The 13,506-nt window shown below is 45.5% G+C and carries 9 protein-coding genes; 5 read left to right on the forward strand and 4 right to left on the reverse strand.

Annotated elements, in window-relative coordinates; genetic code table 11:
• Positions 1 to 130: 130 nt before the first annotated feature.
• The 3 genes from gcvP to R7Z47_RS06975 form a co-directional block, all read right to left on the reverse strand.
• Positions 131 to 2,995, reverse strand: a complete 2,865-nt coding sequence (gene gcvP / locus R7Z47_RS06965) for an aminomethyl-transferring glycine dehydrogenase (protein WP_154204337.1) — start codon at positions 2,993 to 2,995, stop codon at positions 131 to 133.
• Between the two features lie 126 nt (positions 2,996 to 3,121).
• Positions 3,122 to 3,502: a glycine cleavage system protein GcvH gene (gene gcvH / locus R7Z47_RS06970; RefSeq protein WP_005376432.1), complete on the reverse strand. Its 381-nt coding sequence runs from the start codon at positions 3,500 to 3,502 to the stop codon at positions 3,122 to 3,124.
• Positions 3,503 to 3,555: 53 nt separating this feature from the next.
• Positions 3,556 to 4,851 carry a serine hydroxymethyltransferase gene (locus R7Z47_RS06975; protein WP_005376430.1) on the reverse strand — a complete coding sequence of 432 codons (1,296 nt, stop codon included), beginning with the start codon at positions 4,849 to 4,851 and terminating at the stop codon, positions 3,556 to 3,558.
• Positions 4,852 to 5,230: 379 nt separating this feature from the next.
• Between R7Z47_RS06975 and R7Z47_RS06980 the strand changes: the two genes are divergently transcribed.
• Together R7Z47_RS06980 and gcvT are read left to right on the forward strand one after the other, a co-directional pair.
• Complete coding sequence (locus R7Z47_RS06980) at positions 5,231 to 5,854, forward strand: helix-turn-helix domain-containing protein (protein ID WP_005376429.1); 624 nt, start codon at positions 5,231 to 5,233, stop codon at positions 5,852 to 5,854.
• 260 nt (positions 5,855 to 6,114) lie between these two features.
• A complete protein-coding gene (gene gcvT, locus R7Z47_RS06985) occupies positions 6,115 to 7,233 on the forward strand; it encodes a glycine cleavage system aminomethyltransferase GcvT (RefSeq protein WP_017820967.1) in 1,119 nt (372 codons plus the stop codon).
• A gap of 70 nt (positions 7,234 to 7,303) precedes the next feature.
• Here gcvT and vdeR read toward each other — a convergent pair whose 3' ends face one another.
• Positions 7,304 to 8,032: an efflux transporter transcriptional repressor VdeR gene (gene vdeR / locus R7Z47_RS06990; RefSeq protein ID WP_017820966.1), complete on the reverse strand. Its 729-nt coding sequence runs from the start codon at positions 8,030 to 8,032 to the stop codon at positions 7,304 to 7,306.
• Positions 8,033 to 8,192: 160 nt separating this feature from the next.
• Here vdeR and R7Z47_RS06995 point away from each other — a divergent pair, with 160 nt between their 5' ends.
• The 3 genes from R7Z47_RS06995 to R7Z47_RS07005 are packed head-to-tail and all read left to right on the forward strand — an operon-like array spanning position 8,193 to position 13,386.
• A complete protein-coding gene (locus R7Z47_RS06995) occupies positions 8,193 to 9,266 on the forward strand; it encodes an efflux RND transporter periplasmic adaptor subunit (RefSeq protein WP_017820965.1) in 1,074 nt (357 codons plus the stop codon).
• Positions 9,266 to 10,327 (forward strand): efflux RND transporter periplasmic adaptor subunit, encoded by a 1,062-nt coding sequence (locus R7Z47_RS07000; RefSeq protein WP_262606753.1) that lies wholly within the window; start codon positions 9,266 to 9,268, stop codon positions 10,325 to 10,327. Before R7Z47_RS06995 ends, R7Z47_RS07000 begins: the two co-directional genes overlap by 1 nt.
• On the forward strand, positions 10,327 to 13,386 hold the full coding sequence (locus R7Z47_RS07005; protein ID WP_318129921.1) for an efflux RND transporter permease subunit: 3,060 nt from the start codon (positions 10,327 to 10,329) through the stop codon (positions 13,384 to 13,386). The genes R7Z47_RS07000 and R7Z47_RS07005 overlap by 1 nt, the downstream gene beginning before the upstream one ends.
• Positions 13,387 to 13,506: the final 120 nt, after the last annotated feature.

Genomic DNA, 13,506 nt, shown 5'->3' on the forward strand with positions numbered 1-13,506 from the left:
CTAAATCACTTTTGTGCAAACAATAACTAGCCATCATTCCTTCTCGATGTATCAACAAATGTTAGGGCGGCACACCAAAAACAAAGGCGAACCAAACGGTTCGCCTTTGTCGATTTAGAGACTACAAAAATTAATCTTCGTAGTTATCGATGCTTGGGCATGAACAGATTAGGTTACGGTCGCCGTATACGTTATCTACGCGGTTTACCGTTGGCCAGTACTTCCAAGATTTGGTCGCTTTAGACGGGAAGCAGCCAATCTCGCGAGAGTAAGGACGGTCCCAATCTTCAGCTGAAAGATCAACTTGAGTGTGTGGCGCGTTAACAAGTGGGTTGTTATCCAGTGGCCATTCACCGTTTTTCACTTTCTCCATTTCTTCGCGGATAGCGATCATCGCATCACAGAAGCGGTCCAGCTCTTCTAGATCTTCCGATTCCGTTGGCTCAACCATTAGCGTGCCCGCTACAGGGAACGACATAGTTGGTGCGTGGAAACCGTAGTCCATTAGACGCTTCGCGATGTCTTCTTCGCTGATACCTGTTTCTTCTTTCAGCGGACGAATGTCGATAATACATTCGTGCGCTACGCGGCCATTTTTGCCACGGTAAAGAACAGGGTAGTGTTGGCGAAGTGTTTCCATCACGTAGTTTGCGTTCAGAATTGCTACTTTTGTAGCATCTGTTAGGCCAGCTTCGCCCATCATTGCGATGTAAGCCCAAGAGATAGGCAGGATAGAAGCGCTACCCATATCTGCTGCTGATACTGCGAAATCTGCGCCTTCTACACCGTCTTCAATATGCCCTGGTAAGAAAGGAGCTAGGTGAGATTTCACACCGATAGGACCCATACCCGGACCGCCACCACCGTGCGGGATGCAGAAGGTTTTGTGTAGGTTTAGGTGAGAAACGTCTGAACCGATGAAGCCTGGTGATGTTAGACCAACCTGCGCGTTCATGTTAGCGCCGTCTAGGTAAACCTGACCACCGGCGGCATGAACCATTTCACACACTTCTTTCACTTTCTCTTCGTAAACGCCGTGCGTCGAAGGGTAAGTGATCATAATGCTTGATAGGTTGTCTTTGTGTTTCTCGATTTTCGCTGCTAGGTCGTCGATGTCGATGTTGCCTTCTTCATCACACTTAACCACAACCACTTTCATTGACACCATAGATGCTGTCGCAGGGTTAGTACCGTGCGCAGAGCTTGGGATCAAACATACGTTGCGGTGACCTTCGCCACGGCTTTCGTGGTAGCGTTGAATCGCGATAAGACCTGCGTACTCACCCGATGCACCAGAGTTTGGTTGTAGTGAGAATGCGTCATAGCCAGTGATTTCACATAGCTTTTCTTTAAGGTCTTTTGCGAGTGCTGCGTAACCAGCTGCTTGTTCTGCTGGTGCGAACGGGTGGATCGAACCAAACTCAGGCCAAGTTACTGGAATCATCTCTGCTGCTGCGTTCAGCTTCATCGTACAGCTGCCCAGTGGGATCATGCCGTGCGTGAGTGAGAAGTCTTTGTTCTCTAGCTGTTTTAGGTAACGCATCATCTGTGTTTCGCTGTGGTGCGTGTTAAACACAGGGTGTGTTAGATATTCTGTTGTGCGGCGCAATGCTTCTGGAATGGCTGCAAACTCGTTGCCTGCGATTTCAGTTGATAGTGCTGTGACTTCTTCTTTCACACCGAATACTGCGAATAGGGCTTCTACATCTGCCACGGTTGTGGTTTCGTCGAAGCTCACACCTAGCTGAGTACCCAACTTACGTAGGTTGATGTCTGCGGCTAGTGCTTTCGCGTATAGGTCTTCAGTTTGTGCACCTGTGTTGATAGTGATGGTGTCGAAGAAGCTGTTGTGAGCAAGCTCGAAGCCGCCTTTAGTTAGGCCAGCGGCTAGGATGGCTGTTATGTGGTGCGTACGACGAGCAATCGTGCGTAGACCTTCTGCGCCGTGGTAAACCGCGTAGAAAGACGCCATGTTCGCTAGCAGTGCTTGAGCAGTACAGATGTTTGATGTCGCTTTTTCACGACGGATGTGCTGTTCACGCGTTTGCATTGCCATACGCAGTGCTTGGTTACCATTAGTATCGATAGAAACACCGATAACACGACCAGGCATTGTACGCTTGTGCTTATCACGCGTTGCCATGAAAGCAGCGTGTGGACCGCCGTAACCCATCGGCACGCCAAAACGTTGTGCTGAACCGATTGCTACGTCTGCGCCCATTTCACCTGCAGGTTTAAGTAGGGTAGAAGCAAGAAGGTCCGTTGCTACAGTCACTAGTGTTTTGTTTGCTTGCGCTTTAGCGATGATGTCCGTTAGGTCACGAACTTCACCTGTTGTACTTGGGTACTGAACTAGTGCGCCGAACACGTCTTGCTCTGGTAGTGATTCTAAAGAACCAACCAAGACTTCAAAGCCGATGAATTTCGCACGAGTTTTTACCACTTCGATGGTTTGTGGGTGAACGTCGTCAGCAACGAAGAATACGTTGCTCTTGCTTTTACCCGCACGCTTACAAAGTGTCATCGCTTCTGCTGCTGCCGTTGCTTCATCGAGCAATGACGCGTTCGCGATTTCCATACCAGTAAGATCCATCACCATTTGTTGGTAGTTTAGAAGTGCTTCTAAACGACCTTGTGAGATCTCTGGTTGGTAAGGGGTGTAAGCAGTGTACCAGCCCGGGTTTTCCATCACGTTGCGTAGAATCACGTTCGGCGTGAAGGTGTTGTAGTAACCCTGACCAATGAATGTACGTTTAACTTGGTTCTGATCGGCGAACTTACGCATTGCTGCCAGCATGTCTGCTTCGCTTTTCGCTTCTGCCAAGCTCATTGGTTGCTCTAGGCGAATTTGTGCTGGTACGGTTTCGTCGATAAGCGAATCTAGGCTAACTGCGTTGATCGCTTCCAACATTTTCTGTTGGTCAGATTTGTTTGGTCCATTGTGGCGAGCAACGAACTCGTTTTGTGTGCTGAGGCTTTGAAGTAATTCAGTCATTGTCCTTTACCTACTCCTTGGTTCGGGTAGCGGATTTGCGTTACTGATAAATTAAATTATACGTCCGAACCTAGAAAAAAAGCTGTTCTCTAAACAGGCTAGGGAACAGCTTTCGTCACATCCTAATTACTCTTCTTCGATAGAGTTTAGGTATTCGTCTGCGTCTTTCAGGTTATCTAGTTCAGATACATCAGACATCTTCACTTTTACGATCCAGCCACCTTCGTACGGCTCTTCGTTAATTAGCTCTGGGCTGTCTTCTAGTTCTTCATTGATTTCTACGATTTCACCAGTGATTGGTGCGTAGATGTCTGACGCTGCTTTTACAGATTCAACGAGAGAGAAGCTTTCACCTGCTTCAACTTCGTCTTCTACGTCTGGTAGGTCAACGAATACCACGTCACCTAGCATTTCTTGTGCATGCTCAGAAATACCAATTGTTACTGTGCCGTCACCGTTGTCACGTACCCACTCGTGGCTATCTGCAAACTTCAGTGTTTTGTCCATTGCTTAATCTCCGAATAACTTGTCAGGAATTATTATGATTTCAAAAAAATCGTTTACTGGTATAGAGGAAAGCGACTGCAAAGTTCTTTTACTTCTTTGCGAACGCGTTTTTCAACTTCTGCGTCACCTTCAGGGTTGTTCACTAAACCGTCCAGTACGTCACCAATCCAATTACCGATGAGTTTGAATTCTTCAGCGCCAAAGCCGCGGCTTGTACCCGCAGGCGTTCCTAAACGGATGCCCGATGTAATCATAGGCTTCTCTGTATCGAATGGGATGCCATTTTTGTTACATGTGATCCCAGCACGCTCTAGAGCTTCTTCTGCTTTATTGCCTTTCAACCCTTTCGGACGAAGGTCAACCAGCATTAGGTGCGTGTCTGTGCCACCAGTTACGATGTCGCAACCGCGAGTTTGCAATACTTCCGCTAGGACTTTTGCGTTATTGATCACCGAATCAATATAAGTTTTAAATTCAGGGCCAAGCGCTTCACCAAATGCGACCGCTTTGGCTGCGATAACGTGCATCAGTGGGCCACCTTGTAGGCCAGGGAATACGGCTGAGTTGATTTTCTTAATGATGTCTTCGTGGTTAGTAAGAATCATACCGCCGCGAGGGCCACGCAATGTTTTGTGTGTTGTAGTCGTAACAACGTGTGCGTGTGGCAGTGGGCTAGGGTGTGCGCCTGTTGCAATAAGACCAGCGATGTGCGCCATGTCGACCATAAGAATTGCATTTACTTCGTCTGCGATTTCACGGAATTTTGCAAAGTCGATAGTACGTGGAATAGCGCTACCACCTGCGATGATCATTTTAGGTTGGTGCTCAAGTGCTAGCTCACGAACATCTTCGTAGTTAATTTCTAGTGTTTCGCGATCAACACCGTATTGAACTGCATTAAACCATTTACCAGAAAGTGCAGGGCGTGCGCCGTGCGTCAGGTGACCACCTGCGTCTAAAGACATACCAAGAATGGTGTCACCAGGTTGAAGCAGTGCCAGCTTTACTGCGCCGTTTGCTTGTGCCCCTGAGTGTGGTTGAACGTTTGCGTATTCACAATTGAAAAGTTTTTTTGCGCGTTCGATAGCAATGGCTTCCACTGTATCTACGTGCTCACAACCACCATAGTAACGACGACCTGGGTAACCTTCAGCGTATTTGTTTGTTAGGCATGTGCCTTGAGCTTGCATTACCGCTTTAGAAACAATGTTCTCGGAAGCGATAAGTTCGATTTGTTCGTTTTGGCGAGCGGATTCCGCTTGAATTCCAGCAAAGACAGCATCATCTGTCGCAGAGAGGTTGGTAGAGAAAAAGTTTTCCAAGCTGTGGTTAGGGTAACTCTTATTCATGGTAGTTGACCTTCCAAATCTGAAAATGAACCCGCAATAGATGAGTTATGATTTGCGGTTGTGGTTCATTTGTCCTCAAAAACAGCTGAACTGCGTAGCAGAACAGAGTGAACATCCGGCCCTAAATTTGGGCAAAAACTCCGTTGGATGGCGTGTTTCCTTTACCAATCTCTTACGGAAATATGCATCTCTACATCTAACAAGTTGGTAACATAGCGCCTGTGACGGGAACAATCAACCAAAAATTTCCTATAGGAAACAAGATTTCAAAATTTGTTAACAAGAGCACGCTTTAATTCACTTGGTGGACTTCTATCCACTATGTGCTTCATGCACAATGCGAGTAAGACAAAAAATATGGATATCTATAGAGGGATTTATGGCAGAAAGTATTTACGATGAATACCCATCGATGACGTTGGCAAAAGAGCAACATGACCAAAATATCGAGCCGTTAAAACTGGGCCAGCGTATTAAGGATATCCGCTCGAAACTCGGTATCACATTAGAAGAAGCGAGTCAGCGAACCGGGCTTGCTCGATCTACACTGAGCAAAATAGAAAATGAGCAGATCTCCCCGACGTTTCAAGCGATGCAAAAATTGGCACTAGGCTTACAAATTGACATGCCACAACTCTTTGAGCCACCTAGAAAAAAGGTAGCGACAGGGCGCAGGGATGTTACCAAGAAGAATGAAGGTAAACCACACCCAACACAAACCTATGAACATGAACTGCTCGCGACACAACTTTCCAATAAGAAAATGATGCCGTTTAAGAGCCAAATTCGAGCTCGTAGTTTTGATGAATATAAAGACTGGGTTCGTCATGACGGCGAAGAATTTTTACTTATCTTATCTGGCGAGGTTATGTTCTATTCTGAGTTTTACGAACCTGTTGTTTTAAGCGAGGGAGACAGCGTTTATTACGATGCAAATATGGGACATATGTTGACCAGTGTTAGCGAGGAAGATGCGCTCATTTTGTGGGTGACAGCCAAATAGTGATAAATACTTGTAAATTTCCTATAGTGAAAGCAAACGATTGCTGTTGGTGGTCGTTATGATGAAAAGGCGCTTTTTTGATGAGAACTTGCTCATTAAAGCGCTTTTTTTGTACGATTTGTTGTGATTAAAATGTTAAGAGTCACACTTTTGCAAGTCGATCTACGTCTTGTTCGTGCAAAATAGAATGAGCCATGTTTATTATTGGAAACACATCGAATGCCGATAGCATTCTCGGGTCTATCTAAATGGAGACGAAAATGACTCAAGAACTACTGAAAACACCACTACACGCACTTCACGTTGAAGTTGGTGCCAAAATGGTCCCGTTCGCGGGTTACGATATGCCTGTTCAGTATCCTCTAGGCGTAAAGAAGGAACACTTACATACTCGTGATGCGGCAGGTCTGTTTGATGTTTCTCACATGGGACAGCTTCGCCTAATTGGTGACGGTGCAGCTGCGTTCCTAGAAACATTAGTCCCAGTGGATATTGTGGATCTTGAGTCTGGTAAACAGCGTTACGCTTTTTTCACTAATGAAGAGGGCGGCATCATGGACGACTTGATGGTGGCTAACCTAGGCGATCATCTGTTTGTGGTTGTGAACGCAGCATGTAAAGCGCAAGATATCGCACACCTACAAGCGCATTTACCATCTGGTGTTGAGCTAGAAATTATCGAAGACCGAGCTCTACTTGCAATTCAAGGCCCTAAAGCGGCGGCTGTATTGGCGCGTTTTGCACCAGAAGTTTCTGAAATGCTGTTCATGGATATTCGTAAAGTCGATATTTTAGGCGCCGAGTGCATTGTTTCTCGTAGTGGTTATACAGGCGAAGACGGTTACGAAATCTCGGTTCCTGCTGACAAAGCGGAAGAGCTAGCACGTAAACTGACTGCGGAAGATGAAGTTGAATGGATTGGCCTTGGTGCTCGTGATTCACTTCGTCTTGAGTGTGGCCTTTGTCTATACGGTCATGACCTAGACACAACAACAACACCTGTTGAAGCGAGCTTGCTATGGGGTATCCAAAAAGTTCGTCGTATTGGTGGTGAACGTGAAGGTGGTTTCCCTGGCGCAGACATTATTCTTAAACAGATTGAGACTAAAGATGTGGCGCGTAAGCGTGTGGGTCTAGTAGGTCAAACCAAAGCGCCAGTGCGTGAAGGTGTTGAACTGTTTGATGCTGACGGCGTTAAAATTGGCGTTGTAACCAGCGGTACGGCGGGCCCGAATGCAGGTAAGCCAGTCTCAATGGGGTATGTTCGTGCGGATTTGGCGGCGATTGGTACTGAAGTGTTCGCTGAAGTGCGTGGCAAAATGCTACCAATGACAGTTGAAAAAATGCCGTTCGTACCACAACGCTACTACCGTGGTTAAAACGAATTGAAACAAAAATGCCGAGCTTTGTAGCTCGGCATTTTTATGTCTTCTTTTCGCTTGTTTGCTTTTAGTTTACTGCTTCATCAATAGTACAGCACATATCAATAACGATATCTTCAAGCTTTTCCGGATGAATCATCTCTTCTTTTGCGATCCCAAATTGAGAGGCCATAATGGTATTAAACAATTCCCAATGCTTGATCAGCAGTTTTTCGCGATTATCTGCAATATCCGGCCATGTTTCTTGCATCATTGGCGCGAGACTGACAGCACCATGTGCGAAGATCAACATTTGCCATTTTGATTCCCACTGATCAAACTGTGCATTAGGGTTTTCGCTGTTGTACTGCTCGAAAATTCCGGTAAATATCGCAGCGAACTCATCTTTTGACTTTAAGAAATACTGCAGTAGAGCACCGTCATCGCCTTGTCGAATGGCATCGGCGATCATCTGTACTGGGTGAGGGTTGACAAGAGCAAATGCTAGCATGCGAACCATAAACAGATAAATTTTTCTATTCGAAGGTGTGTTCTCCGGCATTTCATTGATGAGTTCAGCCATATAGCACTGCATGAACTCGTCCATTGCATCGCTAACCGCTTGCCAGATTTTCTCTTTGCTGCCGAAGTGGTGACGGATCAAACTATGTGAAACACCAGCCTTTTCACTGATATTGCGCAGCGAGACACGCTCGTAACCAAGTTCACAAAACATATCTGCTGCCACTTTAAGGATCAGACACTTAGTTTGTTCTGCTGCTTCAGCACTTCTACGCCCCTGCTTTCTTTCATTCATAGTTCGAATTTTCCCGAATATTAATCACGCGCTTACTTTTACCAGAAACCGAACGCTTTGACTAATTAATTTGCTATCCACCTGGAAAATATGTTGATCAATTTCAAATTCTGCTTATACTGCACGGCTGTGTAATATATAAAACCTACGGAGAAAGCGGGTGCGAAAACAATATTTAAAGCGCACTTTAGTTGGCGCAGTGGTGACATTAAGTCTTTCTGGAATGCTAACTGGGTGTAATAAAGCCATTTCTGAGCCGTCTGAACCTTTAATCAAACCTGTAAAATTACTGGCGGTGAAAGACCTAGAACTTGAAGACTCGCACGCCTTTTTAGCGCGTATTGATGCAACACATCGCGCGCAGCTTTCTTTTCAGGTTGGTGGAGAGGTAGATGAATTACGTGTACGCATGGGTCAAAAGGTCCAAAAAGGTGAAGTGCTTGCAACGTTAGACCCTAAAGATCTTCAGCTTGCGTTAGATGCCGCTCAAGCGCAGTACGCGTTAGCGAAAACACAATGGGACCGCGCTAAAAACCTTTACGGAAAAAAACTCATTAGTACTGATGAGTACGATCAGAAAGAAACTCAATATAAAGCGGCATTGGCGAACTACGAACAAGCTAAAACCGATTTGAGCTATACCAAAATTCATGCACCGTTTGATGGCATTGTGTCATATACCTATGTCAACCCGTTTCAAGTAGTAGCAGAGAAGCAGGAGATCTTGAATCTCATTGATAACACGACGTTGGATGTATCTTTCACCTTGCCAGTAAGTTATGCGGAATCTGTATCACTTGAGTCACTGCAAAACTCCGATATGTGGGTGACGATGGATAGCGAGCCAGGAAAACGTATCCCTGGGCAATTTAAAGAAATTTCGACGCAGCCAAACATCGATACCAATAGTTATGAGGCGATCGTGACCATCACTCGACCAGAAGATCGCAATTTGCTGACAGGTATGACAGGGCAGGTACACATTGCTAAACAACATGTATCGGACGCGATGACGTTACCTCAGTCTGCTTGGGTCAACAAAAATGGGACGCAAGGTGAAGTTTGGGTAATGGACAGAAGCACGCAGCAGGTCAATAAAGTCACTGTGTCACTTGATGCAGCAGGTGGTGTGAAAGCCGGGCTTGATAACAATGATTACGTTGTTATTGCTGGTGTTGAGAGACTGGTTGAAGGGCAAGTGGTGAAAGCTTGGGTTCGTGAGGGAGGCATTTAATGAAACGTTCTCTATTTACGATCTCTGCGATTGCACTTGCAGTTTTAACAGGGTGCAAAAATGAAAACCAAGCTATCGTCGAGCAGCCACTTTTTGTGTCGACTATCTCGGTGGATGCACCAGTACAAAGTCAACATCGCGCGTTCAAAGGCATAGTAGTGCCTGCAGAGCAAACGCCAATGGCATTTCGCCGCGCTGGCGAAGTTCAGCACGTATTGGTTAAAGCGGGTGACGTTGTGAAGCAGGGGCAAATGATCGCAAAGCTAGATGATAGCAAAGAGAAGCAAGCCGTGAATGACGCAGAAGCACAATACACACTTGCAATTCGTCAGCTTAAACGCGGTGAAGACTTGCATGCACGTCAAATGATTTCAAAAGCGGAACTTGATGAGCTAACCGCCAATAAAGAGCTAGCTGAGGCTACTTTCTATAACGCGACCAATCAATTGAATTACACCCGTTTATTCGCCCCGTTCGCCGGTAAAGTATCCGATGTTTTCAAAGAACGTTTTGAGCGTGTGGCAATTGGTGAACCCGTGTTAAACCTATACCAAAACGATTTGGTTTACGTGCGTATTGAGCTTTCCGACAATGTTTTAGCGATGGTAGACCCAAACTCAGACAGCATGAGCTACAAGCCTAGAGCAACCTTCTCCGGCATCGATGGCAGATTTGCTTTGGACTATTTAGAGCACACAAGTGAACCCAACGCTGAAACTCAAACCTACGAAATGTACTTGACGATGCCACAGCCAAAAACAGAGATATTGCCGGGAACCAGCGTAAGCGTTTTGGTCGATGTGGTGAAGGCGGGCATTACCTCTATCGATGGTTACAGTGTGCCTGTCACGGCGCTTCAAGCAGGAAGTGAAGGGAATGAGTTCTTTGTGTGGAAAAAAGAAGGTGACATTGTCACACGGGTGCCTGTCATGATTTCTCAAGTGAATGGCAATGGAGCCATTGTGTCGTCAGGTGTTAGCCAGGGCGATATTCTGATTAATTCAAATCTGCGTAAATTACGCGAAGGTAAACATGTGGATGTTGTGGAGAATAACCAATAATGAACATTGCTGAGTATTCAATAAAAAACAAAGTCATCAGCTGGTTGTTCATTATTATCCTTGCTGTTGGTGGTTTAACGTCATTTTTGGAGCTGGGACGATTAGAAGACCCGGCATTTACGATCAAAGATGCCATGATCATCTCAACATACCCTGGCGCGACGTCAAAAGAAGTTGAAGAAGAGCTGACGTATCCTCTAGAAAAAGAGATTCGAAAACTCCCTTATATCGACAAAATTACCTCTACGTCTTCTAATGGTATGTCTCAAATAACGGTGAGCATGGAAATGGACTATGGTCCTGATGAACTGCCGCAAATTTGGGATGAAATGCGCCGTAAAATTAATGATTTACGACCATCATTGCCTCAAGGTGTTCAGTCTTTACAGATCATTGATGATTTCGGTGACGTTTATGGCGTGATGTTAATGCTCACTGGTGACGATTACGACTATGTAGAGCTGAAACGTTATGCGGATTACCTGACCCGTGAAATCGAGCTTGTTGATGGTGTTGGTAAGGTAGACATCACGGGCGATCAGCAAGAAATGCTATTCGTTGAGATCTCACTTGATCGCCTTGCTGCACTGAACTTAGACATGAATGTGGTTTCGAGCTTGTTGAACCAGCAAAACAATGTGGTTTCAGCAGGTGAAGTGATGGTCAATGGCGAAAGCCTTGTTATTCGCCCAAGCGGCACCTTAAACACTGTAGAAGCACTAGAAAATCTGATCATTCATGGCCGTGACACAGGAAATCTAATTCGTCTAAAAGACGTAGCAACGATTTCTCGCGGTATTCAAGAGAAGCCAAGCAACGTCGTACTCTTTAACGGTCAAAAAGCGATTAATATCGGTATCTCGTTTGCATCGGGTGTGAACGTGGTTGAGGTTGGTGAACGTTTGGATGCGGAGCTCGCGAGCCTTGAGTCTATCAAGCCTGCTGGCATCGATATGAACTACTTTTACAACCAAGCCAATGAGGTGGATGAATCTGTTAAAGCGTTTGTAATTAGTCTAGCGGAGGCAGTGGCGATCGTAATCATTGTGTTGCTGTTTACTATGGGTTTACGCAGTGGTGTCATCATTGGAGTTGTGTTGTTATTGACGGTATTTGGTACCTTCATTTTGATGAATTACAACAACATCGAACTGCATCGTATTTCTCTTGGCGCGTTAATTATTGCCTTGGGTATGCTGGTTGATAACGCGATTGTTGTCGTGGAAGGCATATTGGTTGGCCTAAAGAAAGGGCGTACCAAAGTTCAAGCGGCTGTCGATATTGTAAAGCAAACACAATGGCCTTTGCTGGGCGCAACTGTTATTGCAATTACGGCTTTTGCACCTATCGGCTTGTCGCAAGATGCGACAGGTGAGTTCATGGGCTCTCTATTCTGGGTGCTGTGTTTCTCACTATTTTTAAGCTGGATTACCGCTATTACACTGACGCCTTTCCTTGCCGATCTTTTGTTGAAAGAGGAAAACAAAGAGCAGGGTACTAGCGAAGATGATCCTTATAAAGGCTGGTTGTTTGTCGTATTTGGGGCATCACTGAAATTTGCATTGCGATTCCGCTGGCTTACCGTTGCTGGCATGGTGGCGCTATTAGTGGGTGCTGTCGTGGCATTTGGTAATGTAAAACAGCAGTTCTTCCCACCATCGAATACGCCGATGTTCTACGTGGATATGTGGATGCCAGAGGGTACTGACATCCGTGAAACGATCAAAAAAGCTGAAGAGATCGAAAGCTACATTCGTCAGCAAGATGATATTGACTTTGTTTCTGCTTCGATTGGGCAGGGCCTACAGCGTTTTGCTTTAACCTATCAACCAGAAAAAAGTTACGAAGCGTACGCTCAGTTCCAAGTTCGCGCGACTGATCGTGAGAAAATGTTTGGTTTACTGCATAAGTTAGATGCGAATCTGGCGAAAACATTTGATGCGCCTACGTTCCAATTTAAATTGATGGAATTTGGTCCATCACCAGCGTCTAAGATCGAAGCGCGTATTACTGGCCCTGATCCACAAGTTTTACGTGACTTGGCGGTGCAAGTCGAAGACATCCTTCATACCGACCCTGGTGCCCGAAACATTCGTCACGATTGGCGAGAGCGCACCAAGGAACTTGTACCCGTTTTCAATGAGTCTAAAGCTCGTCGCTTAGGTATTTCGAAAGAAGATCTTTCAAGCACACTGCAAATGGCGTTTGGTGGTAGCACCTTAGGTTACTTGCGTGATGGTACACATACGTTGCCAATTATGACACGCCTTCCTGAAGAAGAACGCGTAGATTTTGAATCACTACAAAACGTGACCATTTGGAGTCCTTCGTTGCAAACGTACATTCCGGTTGATCAAGTGATTGATGGCGTTCAACTGGATTGGAGTGAGCCGCTAATTCAGCGTCGTGACCGTAAGCGTACGTTAACCGTTCTCGCGGACCATGATGTGTTGAGTGACGACACGGCAGCAAGCTTATTTGCTCGTGTACAGCCTAAAGTGATGGCATTGCATGTTACAGAAGGATACGAAATCACATGGGGTGGTGAGTACGAATCATCCAAAGATGCACAAGAAGGCCTATTCGGTTCATTGCCGATGGGTTACTTGTTGATGTTCATCATTACTATTTTACTGTTTAACTCAATCAAAAAACCGTTGGTCATTTGGTTCACCGTTCCGTTAGCGATCATTGGCGTTGCTTTTGGTTTGCTTACCACGAACATGCCGTTCAGTTTTACAGCATTCCTTGGTTTGTTAAGCCTAAGTGGCATGATTTTGAAAAACGGTATTGTGTTGCTTGACCAAATTAACCTTGAGTTGGAGTCTGGTAAAGATCCTTACCTCGCGATTGTTGATAGTGCGATAAGCCGCGTTCGTCCGGTAAGTATGGCGGCACTAACAACTATCTTGGGGATGATTCCATTGGTCTTCGACGCCTTTTTTGGCTCGATGGCAATAACGATTATGGCAGGTCTTGGTTTTGCTACTGTACTGACACTGATAGTGGTGCCAGTGATGTTTGCAATTCTGTTTAGGGTAAAACCGACCACTGCATAGGGACTCCTGGCTATTTGCCAGCTTCCTGCCTAGCCCTGAAGGTTTTCTTCGGGGCTTTTTTGATCTTACTAATATATACCAAACCATTCATTTGCTTGATTTTAATGATTTTCTTACGAT

The organism is Vibrio sp. 1641, assembly GCF_033339995.1.
GTDB lineage: Bacteria > Pseudomonadota > Gammaproteobacteria > Enterobacterales > Vibrionaceae > Vibrio > Vibrio alginolyticus.